We start from the raw sequence: 20,223 nt of genomic DNA on the forward strand, positions 1-20,223 counted from the left end.
TTCAAGGGCCAAGCATTAGTCCTCGCTCTAGTATTATTTTTTTATTTAAATATAGTTTATTAATAAAATCTTTAATAACACCTATTATAATAAGTATTATATTAATTATTAGGTGAGCGTATGAATGTAATTAAGTATATAATGTGCTTTGCTTTAGCTTTGGCTTCCTTGCAATCGAATGTTATTGCTGAAAATAGCATCGCTCATACAACAAGCGTTAGTGATTTTGGTAAGATCTATTCAGCCCAGGCTTCTTCCACTTTTGAGCCTACATCGACGGAAGAGGTTCAAGCTATCGTGATAAAAGCTCTTCAGGACAACAGAAAAATCGGCGTGGCAGGAGCACAGATGTCTCAAGGAGGGCATACCTTACCCGGGGAGCCAGAGGGTTTTTTTATTAGTTCAAAAAAAATGAATATAGTCCAAATCCTTCCCGAAGAGAAAATTGCCCGTGTAGGTCCGGGTGCTACGTGGAAAGACATTCAAAATAAGGCCTATCCTTTTGGATTGGCTGTTAAAGTCATGCAAGCTTCCAATATATTTTCTGTGGGAGGATCAATTTCTACAAATATTCACGGGTGGGATCATATTGAAGGATCTCTTTCAGAGACTCTTCGTACCGTTACTATCGTGGATGCTAATGGAAACATCGTAAAACTAAAACCGAATGACGAGCTTTTTGGATTAGTTGTAGGCGGCTATGGAATGTTTGGTATTATTGTAGAGGCAGAGATTGAGTTGGCGGATGATGTCACGTTAATAAGGCAGCTCAACGCTATGCCGATCGAAGAGTATAATAGTTACTATAGCACTGCGGTGGAACCTGATTCCTCCATGAAATTGCACTATGCTGCTATATCCCTAGATCCCTATGATCTGTTTGGAAATGTTACTGCTATAAATTTTACTGAGACACAAGAAATGTACCCCCGTAAGGCTATTCTGGTGGACGAGCCTGAAAAAGGACATTTTACAGATCGGCTTGCAATCACCATATTGCGTAAATATCCTAGGTTGATCCTCCTGAAAAGAAAATATGAGGAAAGTTTTCAAACCCGTGAATCAGTAATGACCCGGAACGAAGCAATGCGCCCAGCTATTAACTTTATCCTCAGTGCAGATACAAAAAATGGGGATATGCTCCAGGAGTATTTTGTACCTAAAGAGAATTTAGTGCCTTTTTTGAAGGAGCTTAAAGTCTTAATAGAGAAACATGGTGTTAATCTTTTTAATGCAACGATACGTCATGTGAAAAAGGATACTTTAACGGCAATGCCTTACGCTAAAACGGATGTGTTTGCGATTGTGCTGTACTATTATAACAATCTGGAAGCTAATGGGTTAGAGAATATTCAGGACTTCACCCGCAAAGCAATCGACCTTTCCATTAAATATGGGGGGACATATTACCTGCCTTACCACCGCTTTCATACTCTTGAGCAATTGGATGGCGCTTATCCTGAAAGAAAGCATATCATCGAAAAGAAGTCGGAATATGATCCTGGCAATATCTTTTTTTCACAATTTGCTGAGCAATATTTCAAACTTTAACTTGTCATAGTATCCTCTTCATAGCCTTCGACTTGTCGAGGGCACCTTACCAAATGTTTTATAAGACCGTTTCATTCAGATTAAGGGTCTTCGACAAGTCGCAGTGCACTCTATACTAGGGAACGTTTCGCTCATAAAATAGAATTATGAAGCTTCGTTTTGATCTATAAGTCTACGTTATGGTAATCTCGTTATCTTTCAACGAGTTGTATGATGCGTATCTTAATAGTAAAAACCTCTGCCCTAGGGGATATAGTCCATTGTTTCCATATCGCCCGTTATCTAAAGCAATGCATACCGGAAGTTTATATTGGCTGGGTGGTGGAAAAACCTTTTTCAGAACTAGTGCGTGCACATCCTGACGTGGATAGGGTTTATACAATTGAAAGTAAAAGGTGGCGCAAAAAGTTTTTCTCTCGCGACACTTGGAGAGAGTTAGGTAAATTTCGGGGTGAACTGCGCGATAGCACCTATGATCTATTGATAGATTTCCAAGGCAACGTCAAATCAGCTATTGTGACTGCGATGGCTAAAGCAACTCAGAAGATAGGTTTTGATAAGCCTTATGTTGCGGAAAGACCGAGCACGTGGACTACGCATAAACGCTTCATCCCTCCAGGAAATCAGAACATCCGCGACGATTACCTTTTCTTAGCTCAACAAGCGATTATGGGTCCTTTTGTCAGTTCGACGGAGATAGATCCTGTCGTATTGAAAGTGACTCCGGAACAAGCGTTATCTAATGTCCAATTTCTAAAAGGCCTACCAGACGTATTTGAAAAGAAGATGCTTGTTTTTGCCGGCGCTGCATGGAAAAATAAACAGCTCTCTGAAAACGATTTAGCAGCCTTTTTGCAAATGTGCGAACGCAATATGGGGATGGGTATACTTTTGGCGTGGGGCAGTCCTGAAGAACATGCTCTGGCCAATCGTCTGAGCTGCAGATTAATAAATGCGCGTGTCATCGATCGTTTACCTTTACCTCAGCTGCAAAATCTCATGTCAAACTGCAATGTTGTAGTGACGATGGACTCACTCCCGCTCCATTTGGCCGGTTCTGCACAAGTGCCTACCTACAGTTTTTTCGGTCCTTCCGATGGGCAGAAATACGCTCCCCAAGGGAAGATCCACAGCTATTATCGAGGCAAATGTCCTTATGGTGTCACCTTCACGCGGCGCTGCTCTCAGCTGAGAACCTGCGCCACGGGAAAATGTTTACGCGAGATAGATGTAGCAACGGTATTTGAGAGCTTTAAAGCTTGGTGGGAGAGAATTCCGCGAGCAAATGCCTTATTGTCTCTTGCGTCTCAATAAAGATTTCTTCATCGCCTTTTAGTACTGCAATTTCTGCAGCATTAAACCAACGCAGACCGCTTGTTTCAGCATGATTATGCACAAGTTCCTTGTGAAGTGGTTTTGCGATATAAAGCAGGTCTATGTGTTGGTGTGCAGGCTCATCCGCTCTTGCAGCAATTTCTTCAATCATGCAGAAGTAGGGGCGTGGAATACTTTTTGCGTTCCAACGATCTACCCAGAGGTTTTCTTGTAAAATAAGTTCAACATCAAGGCCTGTTTCCTCTTTTGCCTCGCGGATTGCGCCTTCATGAGGGAGTTCATTAAGTTCTAAGTGTCCACCGGGAGGGAGCCATTTTCCCAATTTCTTATGGTAAATGAGGAGCACTTGCCCTTGATCAAGAATATAAACCGTAGCTGTAAATTGTTTTTTCATTATTTTTTTTCTTTTTTCTTTGCAAAAAATCTTATCTTATATATAGTCTAGAGCCAAGTACACGTCATTATACTTATCAAGACACATCACTTTGTAAGTTCTTAACACCCCTTTTGCCGGGGACCTCATGGAATAGGTCAGTTCGAACCAGGTCAGGACAGGAATGTAGCAGCCTTAAGAATGTCGATTTATGCCTTGAGATAATCTCCGGCTTTTTTTTATTCCCAAACAGTGCGTTTTTGTTTTGCAGGCTGAATGTCATGCGGCGTTTCCAGAGAATTTGTATTTAATAGTGATCGTCTTTTAGTGAGGAAGATGGCATGTGTGATGCCGGATTCTTGCCTGAAAAAGCGTGAAATTTTCTCCATGCCTGCACGCAGCGAGTCGCTATTCCGTGATAAATTACTAAGGGGGTTCACCACCCATGCCGTGGCTTTCCAGAGGAAGTGCAGCCAGGGCTGACTTAGGACTTTAAAGAGTCCATAGCTTAAGCCACGACGCTTATCTAAGGCGATTTTCCTCTCTTGCGGCGATGACGTTGCGCGGGCTAAGCGGCGCGGGTAAGCTAGGAAATCCAGCCAGTGGATATACAGGGAATCGTTTGCGTAGCTTTCATTTTCGACCTCAAACTCCGTATCAATTAATTGCACAAACCGGTCTAAAGGATCTTCCGAATTAAGATCGAGCGGAGTAGAGCAAATAACGCGGCCGGTAGATTTTACGATGCGGGCCAATTCCGAAATCAACATCCTGTATTCATTAGGATGCAAGTCTCCAATCAGATCATTGCAAATCACCAGATCGTATGTATCGTCATCTAATTTTGTAAAAGGAACATAGTCTTGTAGGAGGTTGAGGTTGTCCGGTTTGACAGCGCGTAGTTTTTCTAAGGGAATGCTTGCAATATCCACTGCATCTACTTGCATCCCTTTTTTACAAAGCCATAAAGATATTTCTCCGCTACCGCAGCCTAAGTCGACGGCTTTCTTTTGGGAAATATCTCCCAAATCTTCTATTAGGCCAGTTAAGCGCTTAAAACGATTGCGATGGATACTGCATTGGCTATTGTCAAAACGTTCAGGGGTATTTCTCCATGTTTTTTCGTAGTAGGCTGTTCGCTCTATTTTACGTTCTTTCCAGTCTGAACTAGGAGAGCTCGCTTTTTTCTGCGGTTTTTCTTCGGGAGTAATGATTGGTAAATTGGACATTTTTTCCCCTGTAGGTCTTCTATTCTTTAGCTTGTAGCGAATGCTTCAATAATTCGACTGCAGATTGCTCAGGGGGGCCCGTCTCGATTCTTCGGTTAACATAAATTTGTACCCAAAGTTCAAGCATAAGAATGGACCAAAGATAGCGGAACACCTGAGCGGAACTATGGACCTCTTTAAGTCTTTCCTTAAGCCATGTGCTGCTTATCATCCCTGTCTCTACGAGCGAACCATAAGGCAAACGATGAAATAACTCAAGGATAGGAGGCAGGGGTGCCCAGTCGCCTAAGAAATTTTGGCGGGTACGCTTGGGTCTATTGAGCAGCTGCTTTGAGAAGGTATGTTTGAGTAATTCTTTCAATATGCTTGCTGTGTTTATTTCTTCTAGATTATTAGGCTCCGGCAGACCTGCTGCAAACTCGATCAGATCGCGATCTAGAAAGGGGGATTGCCATGTTACACCGTGGGCAGTACTTAACCGTTCATACTGGTGGATATAGCAGTCGACAAGACGGGTTTTGATGTCTAGATATTGTAAAGCCCCTACTGTATTGTTTATCCTCTGCATGTGATGGAATTTATGCAAAAAAACTTCCGGATCAAACAGCTTTGAGAGATAGGGGGAAGCTGCTTTCAAAGTTTTGAGGTCAAAGGCGGCATTCCTTTGCATGTAAGAGAATTGCCAGGGATCAGTACGTGTTTGCTTGAGGTAGCTAAATGCTAACGGCTCCCAAATCAATTTCAAAAGAGGAATAATAAATTTTTTGGAGTGGGTCATCAAGGAGCTGACATAGGTCTCCCATGGGCTGACTTGCTGCTCTCCTGCCGTATAGCGGCTGTGCCCTGCTAGGAATTCGTCACTGCCCATCCCTGAGAATACATTTTTTGTGAATAGCGACGCCGATTTGGTAAGATTCCATGTGGCAATAACGTTAGGATCGGCAACAGGTTCGTCCAGATACCAAACAACGGAAGGTAATTTGTCCACCATCTGTTTGGGAGAGATGGTGATAACTTGCTGCTGTATCGAGAGGGTTGCAGCCACTTCGCGCGCAGCTGTAATATCAGAATCATTATGTCCTACAAATCCTGCAGTGAAGATTTCCAAGGGCTGATTTTTTGTTTCTTTTTGCAGATAGTAAGCAGTGCATGCGGAGCCGATGCCGCCGGACACAAATGAACCTATGGGTCCTTCTCCAGGCAGGCGTATCCGAATTGAATCAGTGATCAGGTGATCAAGTTGTTTGACAAGCTGCTGAGGTGAATCTTTATGTGTATTCTGGAAAAATGCACTAAGCGACCAGTAGGGGGTGATGCTCATACTTTGGTCTAGTTTGAAGATCAGTGTGTATCCGGGGAGGAGTTTGCTCACCCCTTGGATAGGCGTCAAATCCTGAGGGATGAAGCCAAAGTATAAGTAGGAGCTGATCGCGTCTTCAGCTAGAGTTTGCGGGATAGCGCCGGTAGCGAGAAGGGCTTTAAGTTCGCTGCCAAAGATGAAAGTATTATGCGAGTGATACCAGTAGAGAGGTTTTACTCCGACGCGGTCTCTTGCAAGCAGAAGAAGCTCGCTTTTCTGATCAAACAGCGCAATGGCAAAATCGCCATTTAGTTGTTCTAAAAATTCTGTGCCCCATGTTTCATAAGCTGCAATAATAAGATGGGCATCGGTATTTTCAGTAAGGGGGTCGATGCCCAGGGATACTAAGTCTGAGAGGATTTGCTTTCTATTGCTGATAGACCCATCAAGGGCGCAATAAATAGTTTTATGAGCATTTGCGGCCATTTTTTGGCCGCAAATGCCTAGCTGCACATTGCGGAAAGTATAAAGGTCTCTAGGACTTTTACCCCGATGCCCCAGTGTATCTAACATAGGAGAAACCAAGTTGTTCACTTGGAAAACATCGGGATAAAGGACTCCGGCGATCCCACTCATGCGAATATATTCCTATTCTAGATCTTCGTCCTCTTCCACATCGTCAAATTCTTCCACTTCATCTTCTTCCGGTTTTATCTTTACAATTGCAGGAGCAGCTTTAGTGGAAGCTTTAATGAGGCGGCGGCCTTTGCCGGGCAGTGTGGGTTCTTCATCGATCCAGATAGGAGAACTCCATGCCATATTTCCATCTTCTTGAGTTACTCTTAGATAGTAATACACGAAAGAAGGCTTTTTATCTTTGGCGTCGATCAGCAATTTATTCCAAGGATCCATGTCATCATAGGTGAAATCGACATGGTAATCTGTAGGTTTGACTGTATGGACGACAACACCGTTACGTATAATTTCTACTTTACTGAGTTTCTCTGTACCCACTGCGTAAGCAGCAATATGGCGGTTTACACGTAAGCCGGGCTTGTCAGCTGTCGTGATCTCTGATCCCATGGTTGCACCTGCGATAGAGATACCCACGATAATACGGGGTCCTGATGTCGCATAGCAATGGCGGTTCCATAAAGCATCAAAAATCGCTTGGCGTGTGTGTTCTTTGCAGATAACAGCCGTCAAACCGGGGGAATATTGCTTTTGATCACTATCATAAAAATGACCGTAGACGCCGCGATCATCCAATCCACCTGAAACAAAGCCGAAACGGCAGTTGCGCAACAGGGCTTTTTGGAGTGAGCCTTCCGGATTAGGTTTAACACCTTTTTTGCCTTCTATCGTGATAGGGATTGCGTTCCCTTCTTTCTCAGTGCATTCAGAGCTGCCCCACGCGTTATAGATTTCCGCTACACGCTCATAATCGGGATCATATTCTTTGAAGTTATAGTGATAGCCGTCACCCATTGTGAAAGTCGGAATGGCAATAATCTCTTTGGGAGAATAACTTTTGTAGAGTTTAGAGAGATTAGGATATTTGCCTTCTTTTTTACGAGGAAGCGTTTTTCCTTCTTTGGCGAATACAATTTGTCTTAGCCCTTCCGATCCGGCTGCACCTTGCCATTGGAATCCTAAGAAAGTTGTAAAGCGGTCTGCTTCATCAAAGTCGCTGACATTTTGGGAGATTTGCTTCCACACTTCGTTCGGTGTTTCTTCAGCATTTTCAAATGGAGAAACGCCGTAGAAGCCCAATACATGTTCATCACGGAAGTGTCTTAAGCAGCTTTCAATACTTTCGGTGGAATCAAAGCGTTCAGATTCTCCATGAAAAAGGCCCCAATACAATGCATTTTCTGTTTCGTTGAAGCATTTGATCGGAGGGGCTTTGAACACTTCTTTAGTGGCGTTGTTATGCAGCTTAATAGTAAAGACGCCTTGCTCATTGAAGTACATGTTGGGCAGGGCTAAGAAGCCGGTCTCAGGTACAAAGAGGCGCCAGTTTAGATTTTCACGGATATGTTCGTAGGTCAATTCAATCAGCGTCTCATCCGGAGCGTTGCTCGTTAGATTAGAATACTGATCTTCGAATCGGACGACTGCATCGAAACGTTTGTTTTTACTGACGAAGGAAGGGACGATAATACGGATAATGTCGAGCTTATCACCACGCACATCCAAAGCAAATAATTCGGGTTCATCGAAATGGCCCTTGCCTGTGGGGTCTACAAACAATCCAAAAGTTCTACGACGCTGCGCTAAAGTTTGTGCACGAGATCCGCTTTTGCGTGCTGAGGGGCCATCGAGTTTAGGAGAACCGATAACAATGGTAAATGAGTGTTCGGAAGGGATTTCGGAGGGTAGAACGAATTCGAATTGTGGAACTATTGAGGAAGGAGAATCTATGAGCTTAGGACTTAGGATTTTACCATTTTCCATTACGCCATAAATGACGTTATTTCCCTCTTTTAAGTTGTGGGTAGGTGTTTCCCAATCAATATTGCGTCCTTTGGACATCATATCAAATCGTAACTTGGTTCCTTTTGGAAGGGTAGAACCTGTTGTATAGATAAACTTCCAAGTATTTACCTCCCCAGCATATGCATGGGTTGGCTCGCAATAACAAATCGAACGTCTCATTTAATAACCTCGCTAACTCGTCTAATAGGCAAGTCATTGTGCTGCAATCTGCATTCTTTTTCAATAGCGATCCAATACAGTAGAGTTAAACCAATAATCTGCGAAAGATTTTCAAGCTTAAGGAGAAGGTCAAGTCATGCTATCCCTGGAGTAATCCACAAAAATAGCTATTCTTAATAAGAAATTTACAATAATTATTTATGATTATAGCCAATAAAATAAATTGGGTTTGTTATGCCTTATAGTTTTAGTTGTATGGACGTTTATGATAGTAATAGATCTTATACCTTATCTTTTATCGACTTTTGCAACGAAGGATTCTATAAGCTTTGGGGCAGTCACAAATACACCGTATTAAAGACAGAGGTTTATTTAACGGAATTTAATAACTCACCCTGGCGGATAGCCGCAAACGTTATTTGTCTAGCTATTTTTCCACTTTTTTTTGTTACCTTGATATGCAAACTATGTAGTACTGAAAATACAAATTTACAATTTGATGCGCGGAATGCCTTGATTGCAATGGAATATCAAGCAGAACTTGCAAGGCAAAGGGCAGAACAAAATAAAGAACAACAGGCGGAAAAAACTCCAGGGGTATTAAACACAGTAGGGGGATTCATTTCCGGTGCTGTTAAAAAAGGAGCAAACAACTTAGTCAATAACACCACTCGCATTATTCGTGGGGCAGAAGGGGTTGCGGCAGCTGTGGGTGTAGGAAACGGACAAAACACAGTCAGTAATTTTCTACTGAATAAAGTTTGCAGGTGGATGCTGCTTGGTGCTGCAGCTCCTCTGGTGGATCCTAGTTTAGTAGCCGATGCTGTGGCAACTGAAAGAGCCTCCGGGTTATAAAGCGTACTCGACTGCGCGCCTTTCCCTAATCACTGTGACTTTAATTTTCCCGGGATAGGTGAGTTCTCTCTCTATCTGTTTAGTCAGATCGCGCGCAAGTGTGATAACCCCATCGTCATCTATCGCATCGGGCTGGACAATCACGCGTATTTCTCTTCCCGCTTGCAATGCATAGGCTTTCTCTACACAAGGATGGGCTTCAGCAATTTCTTCTAAACGTTTTAGACGTTTGATATACTCTTCGACAGCTTCAATTCTACCGCCCGGACGCGAGGCAGAGAGAGCATCTGCCGCACTGCATAGGCTGCCTTCAATCGTATTGGCCGGCATTTCAAAATGGTGGCAGCCTACACCTGTAGCCACGTCTATTGATTCCCCGTATTTTAAGACTATATCGTGACCGATAAGTGCGTGCGAGCCTTCAACTTCATGGGAGACCGCTTTGCCGATATCATGTAGTAGGCCTATCCGTTTGGCAAGTTTAATATCCAACCCAAGTTCCCCTGCAAACAGTCCCATAATATGGGCAACTTCTATGGAATGGTCGAGGATGTTCTGTCCAAAGCTATAGCGCAGCTTGAGTTTGCCTAATAACAGGATGATTTCGGGATGGAGGTTGATGGCTCCTGCCCTTAAGGCGGCATCTTCGCCATGTTGGCGCAGTTTTTTCTGGACATCCTTCTGTACTTTCTCGACGATCTCTTCAATCCGTGTAGGATGGATGCGCCCATCTGCAACTAGCTCTGCTAAACATTGCTTAGCAATATGCAATCGTAGGGGATCGAAGCCTGAAATCACGACGGCGTTAGGGGTATCGTCAATGATGAAGTTGACACCGGTAGCTCTCTCCAGTGTGCGTATATTCCTTCCTTCACGCCCGATGATACGTCCTTTCATCTCTTCAGACGGAATGGAAACAATGTTTACTGTAGCGTCTGATACTGTAGAAACAGCGAGGCGGTTGATTGAGGTGACAATGATCTTTCGTGCAAGATCTTCAGCATTTTCTTCCGCTTCTTTTGTCGCACGGCGGATCATATGCGCTGTCTCAGTACGGACATCATTATTGATTTTCTCAAGGAGCAGTTCACGCGCTTCCGTGGCGCTAAGTCCCGCAGCCTTTTCTAACTCTATTAATAGATTTTCTTTTTGTGTTTGCAGCAGCTTCTGGTCTTCCAAAATTTGCTCACGTTGTGCTGCTAGGGTGATCTCTCGTTTTTCAAGGTCGATCAGCTTTTTTTCTACCGTGTTAAGTCTTCCCTCAAGTTTATCTTCACGCTGCTTCAGCCTTTCCTCTTCGCGTGTTAGTTTTTTTCTTTCTTGCTGCCAAACCTGCTCAACTTCTTTTTGTTGGTCTAGATGCGATTGTTTGATGGTAAGTTCATTGCTTTTGCGGAGAGATTCCGCTTCTTGATTTGCTTTCGTAAGGATGTCGTTGGCCAGGCGCTGGAAGCCTCCTTTGCGGAAACGGTAATTGAGCCCCCATAATGTAATCCCAAGGATGATTCCGAAGATAAATATGACGAGTATTAAAGCTATAGTATTTGCATCCATCCGAATATTGTCCTGCACTAATTCGATTGGATTCTAACAGACGCAGCAAAAAAAAGACATAAAGACTGAAATAGCAGGGGATAGGTCAAAGAATACAAGTTTATAGATGTAAATTACTTACTGTAAAAAGGCTAATGGAAGCAGAGGACCCAAGACTAAACCTTGGGTCCATGAAAGAGGGGATATTTCTAAAAGAGGACGCCAATATTGACTTTACCGCCCCAATTTTGGTTGACTTGTTCTGGTAATCGGACACGAATATCTTCATTAAAACGGATGGTTTTGGACTTACCGTCTTTATAGCGGCGTGTAAAAGGAGCTATCGTTAAGATAAACGTATCATTACATAGTCTGTAGCAGAGTGGCAGTTCTATTAGATAGCCATTCTTATTTTCAAGCTTGTAACGAATATTGGAGAAGCTGCTAAGACGTGCGGAGGAGTCTAATTGAAGTTGCCACTGTCCATCAAAACCTATGGAAAAGCCGTCCCAGAGAGGTATATCTGTTCTGCCGCCTAAGATTCCATAATAGTTGCGATAGCGCATATTCAAGTCTGTTTTAAGGATATGGCTATTGACATTATCGTATCCCAAACCTGCATAAGGCGTTAACAGTAGGCATTGCCACATAAAATTATATCCAATACGGCCTTGGCCCAAGTAGTAATGGGAAAAGCGCGAAGGGCGGTGTTCCCTCCGGTGAAGTTTTCCTGATGCCCAATCAAATTCGGCATTAAAATAGAGGCTGCAAGGTTTACGATAAGTGTACCCTATCACAGTTCCTACAACGGTATTTTTATATTCACGTTCAAATCTTCTTGTCCCAAAATAATCCTTGACGCCTCTGCTATGGCGGCTGATTTTAATCTTTGTGGAAAATGTATCAATGCCAACATAAAATTGGGAATAATGATTACAGGGAGCGCTGCAACAAAAGTCAGGAAAATTTAGAGAAGGTAAGCAGAAAGAAGGGAGACAGATAGAAGGGAGGCGAGGAAAATTAAATCTTATTCTGGATCTGCTACAGGGTGAGCAAGGAGGAGCGGGACGGCAAGGGGTAGCGCAAACCTGGGTGCATGGAGCGGATGGCGGCGGTGGCGGCTGGCAATTAGAATAAACAGGATAAGGGACGTAAACAATCTTAGTGACAGGTTTAGGACAGAACTCTGAAGGTAGCACTGAGCAAGTGACTTCCTCTTGAGCGGAGGGATCTGTCACAAAGGAAAAGTCATAATTTTTTATGAGGAGCTTATCATGAGAGGGTGCTCCGGGGTAGCCTACAGGGGTGGAAGTATCAGCATTAGTCTTTGCAGAAGCGTTGGAGTTAGACTCCTCAAAGACTATAGTGTGTGTATGATAATTTGTGTAGTCATCTTCATAGCGGTTTTGTGCGAAAATGCTCGATGTACAAAAAGCTAATAGAAGGATGATTGTCTGGCGTAATGATTGCATGGCGCTTCTTTGGTTATCCTGATTCCAAGTAAATTCTTATCAAACAAAATAAAATAATTATTTTCAACTAATTCATTCTTGTGGATGATGATTTTTAGCTATAGATCATTAAATTAAGGATATTTATGGATATTTCACAAAACAGGAAGCTATTCATCTTTGAAGGCATCCTATTCTTGCTCATTGGTATTGCCGCTATCGCAGTGCCCGGTTTTTTTACTTTAAGTATTGAGCTTGTTTTAGGCTGGCTATTGATTATAGGCGGCGCATATCAGCTTTTTCGCTCTTGGTCCGGAAGACATCAGCCGGGGTTTATTTGGTCCGTATTCTTTGCACTGCTTAATATAGTACTGGGAGTACTTCTCTTAGCTAAACCTATTGTAGGGATTATCTCTCTGACAATAATATTGATTACCTATTTTATTATCGCCGGTCTATATCAAATATTCTGGTCAACGCAGATTACGCGCATGCATGGGTGGTGGCTGCTGCTGATTAACGGCCTCCTATCCTTGGCAATGGCTGCGATATTAGTCGCTGGATGGCCTGACAGTGCCATTTGGGCAATAGGGCTTCTATTCGGCATCAATATGCTCTTCACCGGGTGTGCATTGCTCTCATTAGCTTGGAATGCCCACAGCGGAAAACCTGTAGGGCAATAGTTTGGCCCGATGGATTGTATTAGCAATCATCTTTTGCAGTGTCGCCGTTTTAGGATACTACTATAAAAACGGGGACACTGCCCAAAAAGTCTGGGACGAATGGGCATCCACGCCCAGGCCTGTATGGAGTTATGGCCAAGGCAACTACTCCGTCTTAGGGTTTAACCCTGCCATCGACGCCTTTTTAGGAGATCCATTTTTCCTGCCACGATTTGCTGAAGATGCATCCGAACATTTAAGCCCTAATTTAGTAAATTCTGTGGCTGCTGCATGGCGCTATAGCGCATTTGGCGGAGGGGTAATTCCCGGCTGCCCGGAGTTAGCTCCACCAAAAGAGTGGGAGATAGCATTAGGGGATGCCGCTGCATCAGCTTATTCCGCTTGGAAATGTTTCTTAGATATCAGGAAAGAAGTTATCTCTATCTTTAGCGCCTTAGATAAAAGCGAAAAGAAATACATCCTCGAAAAGTATTCCCAGTTCTTTTTCAATCCAAAAACCCCCGACGCGTATGATATTTTCACGACCGAATCTTTAACTTCTTTTATATTTTACACTTTAAGTCGAAAAATTGACATTAAGGCCTTAGCTTTTCAGGAAAGGCGTCTTGCAAACATTGCAGAATATCTATCCAAACACAAAGCAGAATATGAAAAACTACCGGCAACACTGCATTTCTTATTCGAAGAAGAAGGCGCAAAGATGCTGATCGCAGGGACCGGCAACGATAAACATAGTGAGGATGTCGATTTCTTGATAGATGCCGGAGGTAACGATGATTACTTGAACAATGCCGGTGGAACAGGCAAACACTTTCCTGTAGCCTTATTAGTCGACTTTTCTGGCGATGATAACTACAAAGGGAAGGTGGCTGCACAAGGAGCCGGGGTTTTAGGCTTAGGTCTATTGGCAGATCTAAGCGGAGACGACTCTTATGATGCTGTAGAATTATCACAAGGTGCTGCCTTCTTTGGAAGCGGCATTCTGTGGGATGAATCCGGCAATGATAGCTACAAATTAGATTGGTTTGGACAAGGAGCTTCCGCCTTCGGTGCTGCGATGCTCTTTGATAAAGGCGGAAACGACACTTACACAGCCTTAGGATTTGCACAAGCAGCCTCCACAACAAGCGGAGCTGCATGGTTAGTAGATTTAGAAGGTGACGACCGTTATCTTTTAGGAGAAGTTGAAAAAGACAAATTGAAAAAAAACATGGGTATTGGGCAAGGAGCGTCAGTGGGAGTGCGGTTTAACCCCTTTAATGCAACTCCAAGTTTATATGGAGGCCTCTCCTTTCTCTATGACGCTAAAGGGAATGACCTCTACAAAGGGAACTGGTTCTCGCAAGGTTCAGCCTATTTTTTGGGAGCAGGGATATTAGTAGATGACGCAGGGGATGATGTCTACCAAGCAAAAGTCAATTCCCAGGGACAAGGCTTGCACCTCGCCGCCGGATTGCTTCTAGATAAAAAAGGCAACGACACTTACCAAGCTGAGTGGGGAAGTCAAGGTGTGGGCGGGGACATGTCCATTGGTGTGTTGATTGATGGGGAAGGAAATGATAATTACTATGTTCTGGAACAAGGGATTGGCACAGCCCGCAAACCCCAAGCTCTGGGATTGTTTTTGGATGGCTGCTGTGATAACAAATATTTTTTCAAGACAGGAAATGCCAATATTGTTCTACCGGAAAGTCCGGAAGAATGGCCTAGCGCTCTATTTATTGACGCAGGCGGGAAAGATGTCTTCCCTGCCTTTAGAAAAGAAGATCATTGGGGCGTTGAAGGACATAGCCAAGGCATAAAGGGTTCTGGTCAGATCAAAGAGGATTGGCTGAGTAGCCTACCTCGCTACCCAAGGGTAGAGGGACTAGCGTATGATCCTGAAAAAGGCTGGCTGGAAACAGGCGCCATTTCACCCATTAATGTATCATTCCTTCCTTCTATGCTTGCGACAAGCCTGATTTCAGCCCGCAACAAACTGGAAATTTTGGATATCATCAGATTCACACACTACTTTAACAGTCCGTTGCTTAAGCAATTTCCGGAACATCTCATTAGCGTTCTTAGAGATCCTTCACTCTATTATTCTCCTGTATTAATCTATGCACTACAGTACTTCTATAATTCACAGGATAACACTGCAGTAAAATCTGTCAGTAAGGACTTGGAGTCTAAAAGCCTTATTGAACCTATCATGCGCAGATACGCACTATTGTATTTAGCTTCTACCGATAGTACACAAGCGCTTTCATTCGCCAAAAAACTTTATCAAGAAGATGATGCGCTTTATGTCAAAATCATCGCAATATTTATACTGGCCCTTTCCCCGGATAAGGATAATATGCCATTAATTCAAAATGCTTTGGAGTCAGACCAAGAACTAATCCGTTACTCAGTCTTAAATGGGCTTTCTGTATCCAAACCCCAAGGCTGGCAGGTATGGATACGTCCTCTTTTAAATGATCCCAATGAGTATGTAAGGAAGCAAGCTACCCTTTTACTAGAAGGAAATACAAAGTGACTTTTGTAAGTTATCAAGATATGGCAGAGGCAAATGCCTCAGGAAAAGTTATGCAGAGGTTTAGTGATGAGCAAGCATCACCCGCCGGGTCATTCCAAGCTCAGCTTGAGGAACTTCAGTTAAAGCTCCGTCTGCACAACATGAGGAAAATAGCGGATAAACACATCCCTCCCGGTGCGAAGGTCCTAGAAATCGGCTGTGGTCCCTTAGATGATAATGGGGCCTCTTTTTTTACACGTTCTTTCTCAACGGAATTAAGACAAGATTTTTACTATTGCGACTGCAATCCAATTTTAACGGATAGTTTCCCTGAAATCATATCTGCAGATATGCGTAAGCTTGATGCAGTTTTTCCTGAAGGATCATTTGATTTTGTGATAGGGACCAATGCTCTTGATACATTGAATGGGGAAAGTTTGATCCTTGCAATAGAATCGATAAAGAAGGTGCTGCATCCTGAAGGTAAACTGATCCATGCCTTAAATTACGAACCTTATCTATACATGTTTATTGAAGAGTCCCTTAACTTGGATCCCACAGCAATCCCGTATTTTAATGAGAAAGGGAGCCATAGCGTTTTTATTCCAAAGGGATCTTGGCAGCATCCTTTATATGCAATACTACAAAAATTGGATGCAGAAGAGAGGCAACGTCTTTGGCAAGGGATGCTTTCTTTGGACAAACAAGGATATTTCCTAGCCTTAGCTAAGAGCTTTCAAGGCAGGACTATTTCTTCCTGGGAATTCTTTGATGACATGCTAAGCTCAGCATGTATTCGCACAGGCGTAAGAAGCTATGTGAATGAGGTTGTCACCAGTGAAGAGCTTGTTGCAGTTCCCGAAGGTGTAAATTTGGGCGGGCGTTGCATTACTTGCGGACCGGACGGCGTAAATTCAATAACTGACAGTTCTATCCCGCTAAAGGATGCAAAAATTGTGCTACAGACTCGTGTGAGTATCATTCATTAATGAACTCTCCTTTGCGAAACAAAACGTTTTCTAGGACAGGTTTATCATACTGAAGGGGTAAGCTTAGGGCGCGAGTTCTAAAAAATTCATTGCAAAGAGAATAGCTTTAGATCCCTCTCGAGTGTATCCTGTCGGAATAGAATACTCGTCATAGACGACAAAGTTTTGTTCAGACAGCACTTCTTTAAGGATGGAATTCCTTTCCAAAATAGCTTGGTCTTCTATCGCATTGATCCGTTCCTTTTTGATAGATTTCCAATAATGTGTTAGAGGTTTTATCGAACGTATATATGTATCTATAAAATTCTCTAGACGGATTTTCTCCTCTTCATCTACTGCTCTCAAAAGTAGAGCGTCAATACAGGGTTGTGTTTCTTGGTTTACAGAGTCCTTATGCTTTTCTTTTAACCCTTGCATAGCCCATTTTTTCTTAGCTGTAATTGCTTCAAGAACTTCATCTACTGTCCACGATGTATTCACTAATGATTTTTCCAAATTGGTCTGGGCGCTTTGTATAGCCTTTGATCTTAAAGTCCTGCAGAGCTGTTCTCTATGAGCAAATCTTGTCTGTCTAATTTTTTGCAGTGCATAGGATTTCTTAGTATTTACTTCAAGCAGCCGTTTGCTGTGATCTGTATATTTTTCGTTATTTGGAATGATATGTTGTTCGACATAACTTAGTAAGAGCTCATTCATGGCATTTATTGCATGAAGGTCGTTTTCCCTGAAGGCTGTGTTATGACGCTGATGATAGAAATTAATGATATGAAAGGGGTTTAACTTGTTGTGAAACCCTGCAAATACATCGTCCTCTGTATGGTAATTCCCGATAAATGCGAAAAGATCATCAACAGTAGTATTCATTTCTGCAAAAGGGATTTTGATCCCATTATTGCTCAATAGAGTGATAAGGCGTTTTTCAGTATGGACGGACTGGTTGTTTTCACTGATGGTGGCCTGTGTATTAAAAGGATCTAAAACTTCTGCAGCCATCTCTATGACGGCGCCTTTTTTCAGTGCATCCCCATAGGCTAGTTCCCGTTCCACATAATCGTACATCTCAGAATTTGATAGGGCAATGTTACCTGTGATGAGAGAATAAAGGCTTGTAAAGACGCTCTCGTGTTTGATAGAGCAATAACACATGGCTGCTACAGTTTCCATCGCATTTGACAATCGGTCTTTCAGAAGCGGCATTTTTTCAATTTCAAAAACAATATTAGACAATATTTTTAAGATATGAGCATTTTGAGGAAGTTGTATTTCTCGATAGAATTTAATGAGTTTATTCGTTGTGGATGTTTCAGAGATATCGATTTCACCACGAAAAGGGCTGACATAGTTTGGAGCACTTTTATCATAAAAATTTGCAGTAGAGTAATAATTCTTGATAACCGAGATGTCTACGTTTCTCTTTGGAGGAATGGTTGTAGGGACGAAAGTGCTAAGCCGCTCAAAAAAGTTATCCAGACTTACTCTTAGCTGTAAGACTTCTTCAATAGCAGTGTCGATTTCAGATAAATCCTCTAGCTTGTTGATATCCCATTGAATCAACATTTCGGGATAGAGGGGATTTAAGAAATAGGTTCGATAAAGCAGAGTCGTTGGGTTCTGGTGTATTAGGACCCTTTTTTTTGTGTTGTGTATTTTGTTGATGAATGTGGAGCGTAGATAGACTTTAGCCTCGTCCTCACTAAGAACATAAAAACCTAAAAGACCTAACAAATTATTAATTGCAACAGAGTGTTTTAATCGGGCGACGTTCTCTACAAAGTGGCTGTAATTTGAGGATAGGATGCAATGATGTAAATAAAGGAGTTCGCCCGCTTCATTGACTTGAATGGATTCAAAGGAGCCTGAATTTAATGTAACTGGGATACCTGTTTCGGGAGCAATCTCATCTAAAGTCTTTTGTAATATGTCCTGATGGATTTTTAGCTGTTGTTCTAGCTTTGCTTCTATAGTTTGATAAGAATCATTTTCTTCAATCGGGAGGGTATGCTTCACGTAGTATTCAGGGTCCTTGAGGAATCCCGCACAGGTCACTTCTAAATGAGTACCGCCTAGGACGACGCAGCAGGAAACAAAATATTCAAACTTAAGAGCGTTCAGCTGCTTAATATTTATTCGACAGTCTGTAGTTAATCTGGCTTCCAGGCTTCTTACATAAGTAAGAGCTTTAGGGCCCATTTTTTTTAAGCGTGTGGTTTGAATACCGTTGAGGCTATCCTTCCAAATCAGACTGATGAAAGGGACGGGGCAGATATTATCCTCGAAGTCTACTACACACTTAGTGGTAGAACCCATTTCTTTACTATAGAGGAACCCTGCAGATTGCACTTGTGTTTTGAATTCTGAGCTTCTTATTTTCCATAGTTCTATTTTCTCAGGGGTGATTTCCTTTATTGCCGTCATTTCGGTTAAGTCTGCTAAGCTAGTTTTTGCACAGGGGATTTCATAGCTAAGGATTTCATGTCCTGTGGAATGGAGCTGATGCTTTCTAAGTGCTATAGGAAAGGTGTTTGATAGCTTACATGTTGGTTTAGGGTCATATTCTTCCCGGATTTGCGTGTTCAGAGGAAGAGTTTCAGATGCTATTTTTACGCCTAAACTTTCCAGTACGTCTATATAGTGTTCTAAAATGCGTAACTCTAATAGTTCTAATCTCTCATAGAAAAAAAGGAAATGTTTAAACTTCTCATTTTCTGGAACTAAAAATGAGAAGTTGCCTTGTCGATGATCGTCAATATATATACGAATATCCATCGCATCATTTGGCTTTTCACCCTCTTTGGGGAGTTCATGAACGAGGAAAGTATTAAAATTTTTTATTAGAGTTTCTCTTACTGTCTTATAGCCATTTACATTTTCGTAGATGGAGAGTGTTTTTTCCATTGTCATTGCTGAATAGGACAGGAAGCTTCCTATAACAAAGTCGCCTCCTAATCCAAAATAACAATATTGGCCTTCATAATTTATGAAGAGTCTGTTTTTATTTACCTTAAGTTTGTCAGTAATGTTAATGTAAGTAGGACGGGGAGAAACAGATGTGAGGTCTTCCAGATTTTCAAAAGAATCCACCAGCGCTACGATCTGTCCTTTAGCAGGATCAGTTTTGGCATGGAATTCTTGATAAAGGTTGATAGCCGCCGTAATATTATTAAAAGTAGCGAGGTCGGAGACGGGTCTCGTTCTTAATTGGTCAGTATACTCATCACTCCACGCAGCAAAAATTCCATGGGGAGTTTTAATAAGGGATGCTTGGGTTTCAACCTTTTCAAGTGAATCTACGAAGTATTCGGAACAAGCATATTCTAGAGGGGAATTTTCCGGATCTTCAGATAAGGGGCTGTCTGGACCCCACTGATCGGCAGTATAGTTTATTTGCTGTATAGCGCCGATCAGTAATTGTCTACGTTTTAGAATCTCATCGACAGTATAGGGAGAGAATATTCTGAAAAATATTGTATCAGCCCAAAAACTTTCGCTAAACTGCAGCAACTGGTATTGCCTTTGTTTTAATCTAGTGTAAACTTTGTCTAAATAAGCGTTGGGATTATCCAAGGCTATGTCAACAAGTAAATTCACTTTTTCTGTGGCTTCAGTTAGATCGTTGGGTAGAGTGTCTGCTTTCAGGAAATAGTTGTTCCAAAAAGTGACTTTGGGTGCAACTTCATTTAATAAAGGAGTGATAGACATAGATTGCCGAGATTTTCTAAAAATAATCCATTAATACTAGCATGGAATTATTAATTTATCGATAATT

13 protein-coding genes and 1 other RNA gene are annotated in these 20,223 nt (G+C 42.3%); 7 read left to right on the forward strand and 7 right to left on the reverse strand.

All coding sequences use genetic code 11. The features are described 5' to 3' along the window. Positions 1-120 precede the first annotated feature (120 nt). Together WC222_02375 and waaC are read left to right on the forward strand one after the other, a co-directional pair. Positions 121-1,551: an FAD-binding oxidoreductase gene (locus WC222_02375; protein MFA6915216.1), complete on the forward strand. Its 1,431-nt coding sequence runs from the start codon at positions 121-123 to the stop codon at positions 1,549-1,551. 210 nt (positions 1,552-1,761) lie between these two features. Beyond that, positions 1,762-2,865, forward strand: coding sequence for a lipopolysaccharide heptosyltransferase I (gene waaC / locus WC222_02380; GenBank protein ID MFA6915217.1), 1,104 nt, complete (start codon positions 1,762-1,764; stop codon positions 2,863-2,865). Here the strand turns inward: waaC and WC222_02385 are convergent. After that, the gene (locus tag WC222_02385; protein MFA6915218.1) at positions 2,804-3,280 is read right to left on the reverse strand and encodes an NUDIX domain-containing protein; all 477 of its coding nucleotides are present in this window, start codon (positions 3,278-3,280) and stop codon (positions 2,804-2,806) included. The two genes, waaC and WC222_02385, sit on opposite strands and share 62 nt — an antisense overlap. A gap of 115 nt (positions 3,281-3,395) precedes the next feature. Between WC222_02385 and ffs the strand changes: the two genes are divergently transcribed. Continuing rightward, positions 3,396-3,495: signal recognition particle sRNA small type (gene ffs, locus WC222_02390), an RNA gene on the forward strand. A gap of 3 nt (positions 3,496-3,498) precedes the next feature. On the opposite strand, the gene WC222_02395 is transcribed toward ffs, so the two are convergent. From WC222_02395 to WC222_02405, 3 genes are read right to left on the reverse strand one after another with little or no spacing between them, the layout of a single operon-like run. Then, a complete protein-coding gene (locus WC222_02395) occupies positions 3,499-4,488 on the reverse strand; it encodes a class I SAM-dependent methyltransferase (protein ID MFA6915219.1) in 990 nt (329 codons plus the stop codon). A gap of 19 nt (positions 4,489-4,507) precedes the next feature. Then, positions 4,508-6,424: an asparagine synthase-related protein gene (locus WC222_02400; GenBank protein MFA6915220.1), complete on the reverse strand. Its 1,917-nt coding sequence runs from the start codon at positions 6,422-6,424 to the stop codon at positions 4,508-4,510. A 12-nt stretch (positions 6,425-6,436) separates the two neighbouring features. Continuing rightward, positions 6,437-8,446 (reverse strand): DUF3604 domain-containing protein, encoded by a 2,010-nt coding sequence (locus tag WC222_02405; GenBank protein MFA6915221.1) that lies wholly within the window; start codon positions 8,444-8,446, stop codon positions 6,437-6,439. 255 nt (positions 8,447-8,701) lie between these two features. On the opposite strand from WC222_02405, the gene WC222_02410 reads away from it, so the two are divergent. Next, positions 8,702-9,301: a hypothetical protein gene (locus tag WC222_02410; protein ID MFA6915222.1), complete on the forward strand. Its 600-nt coding sequence runs from the start codon at positions 8,702-8,704 to the stop codon at positions 9,299-9,301. On the opposite strand, the gene rny is transcribed toward WC222_02410, so the two are convergent. Both rny and WC222_02420 read right to left on the reverse strand, forming a co-directional pair. Then, the gene (rny, locus tag WC222_02415) at positions 9,296-10,855 is read right to left on the reverse strand and encodes a ribonuclease Y (GenBank protein MFA6915223.1); all 1,560 of its coding nucleotides are present in this window, start codon (positions 10,853-10,855) and stop codon (positions 9,296-9,298) included. The genes WC222_02410 and rny overlap by 6 nt on opposite strands. 188 nt (positions 10,856-11,043) lie before the next feature. Next, positions 11,044-12,306: a hypothetical protein gene (locus tag WC222_02420; GenBank protein ID MFA6915224.1), complete on the reverse strand. Its 1,263-nt coding sequence runs from the start codon at positions 12,304-12,306 to the stop codon at positions 11,044-11,046. Between the two features lie 125 nt (positions 12,307-12,431). Between WC222_02420 and WC222_02425 the strand changes: the two genes are divergently transcribed. Genes WC222_02425 through WC222_02435 form a run of 3 tightly spaced genes read left to right on the forward strand, consistent with a single transcriptional unit; the run spans position 12,432 to position 16,457 of the window. Continuing rightward, positions 12,432-12,968, forward strand: coding sequence for a DUF308 domain-containing protein (locus WC222_02425; GenBank protein MFA6915225.1), 537 nt, complete (start codon positions 12,432-12,434; stop codon positions 12,966-12,968). A 1-nt stretch (position 12,969) separates the two neighbouring features. Continuing rightward, the gene (locus tag WC222_02430; protein MFA6915226.1) at positions 12,970-15,489 is read left to right on the forward strand and encodes a hypothetical protein; all 2,520 of its coding nucleotides are present in this window, start codon (positions 12,970-12,972) and stop codon (positions 15,487-15,489) included. A gap of 50 nt (positions 15,490-15,539) precedes the next feature. After that, positions 15,540-16,457: a class I SAM-dependent methyltransferase gene (locus WC222_02435; GenBank protein ID MFA6915227.1), complete on the forward strand. Its 918-nt coding sequence runs from the start codon at positions 15,540-15,542 to the stop codon at positions 16,455-16,457. 63 nt (positions 16,458-16,520) lie between these two features. Here the strand turns inward: WC222_02435 and WC222_02440 are convergent, their stop codons facing one another. Next, complete coding sequence (locus WC222_02440; protein ID MFA6915228.1) at positions 16,521-20,156, reverse strand: hypothetical protein; 3,636 nt, start codon at positions 20,154-20,156, stop codon at positions 16,521-16,523. Positions 20,157-20,223: the final 67 nt, after the last annotated feature.

The organism is Parachlamydiales bacterium, assembly GCA_041671045.1.
Taxonomy (GTDB): Bacteria; Chlamydiota; Chlamydiia; order Chlamydiales; family JABDDJ01; genus JABDDJ01.

What these genes read in the sequence shown, in the direction of transcription:
- rny (MFA6915223.1), bottom strand. Translation starts at nt 10,855, where the DNA reads ATGGATGCAAATACTATAGCTTTAATACTCGTCATATTTATCTTCGGA.
- WC222_02435 (MFA6915227.1), top strand. Translation starts at nt 15,540, where the DNA reads ATGCAGAGGTTTAGTGATGAGCAAGCATCACCCGCCGGGTCATTCCAA.
- waaC (MFA6915217.1), top strand. Translation starts at nt 1,762, where the DNA reads ATGATGCGTATCTTAATAGTAAAAACCTCTGCCCTAGGGGATATAGTC.
- WC222_02440 (MFA6915228.1), bottom strand. Translation starts at nt 20,156, where the DNA reads ATGTCTATCACTCCTTTATTAAATGAAGTTGCACCCAAAGTCACTTTT.
- WC222_02395 (MFA6915219.1), bottom strand. Translation starts at nt 4,488, where the DNA reads ATGTCCAATTTACCAATCATTACTCCCGAAGAAAAACCGCAGAAAAAA.
- WC222_02425 (MFA6915225.1), top strand. Translation starts at nt 12,432, where the DNA reads ATGGATATTTCACAAAACAGGAAGCTATTCATCTTTGAAGGCATCCTA.
- WC222_02405 (MFA6915221.1), bottom strand. Translation starts at nt 8,446, where the DNA reads ATGAGACGTTCGATTTGTTATTGCGAGCCAACCCATGCATATGCTGGG.
- WC222_02410 (MFA6915222.1), top strand. Translation starts at nt 8,702, where the DNA reads ATGGACGTTTATGATAGTAATAGATCTTATACCTTATCTTTTATCGAC.
- WC222_02400 (MFA6915220.1), bottom strand. Translation starts at nt 6,424, where the DNA reads ATGAGTGGGATCGCCGGAGTCCTTTATCCCGATGTTTTCCAAGTGAAC.
- WC222_02375 (MFA6915216.1), top strand. Translation starts at nt 121, where the DNA reads ATGAATGTAATTAAGTATATAATGTGCTTTGCTTTAGCTTTGGCTTCC.
- WC222_02420 (MFA6915224.1), bottom strand. Translation starts at nt 12,306, where the DNA reads ATGCAATCATTACGCCAGACAATCATCCTTCTATTAGCTTTTTGTACA.
- WC222_02385 (MFA6915218.1), bottom strand. Translation starts at nt 3,280, where the DNA reads ATGAAAAAACAATTTACAGCTACGGTTTATATTCTTGATCAAGGGCAA.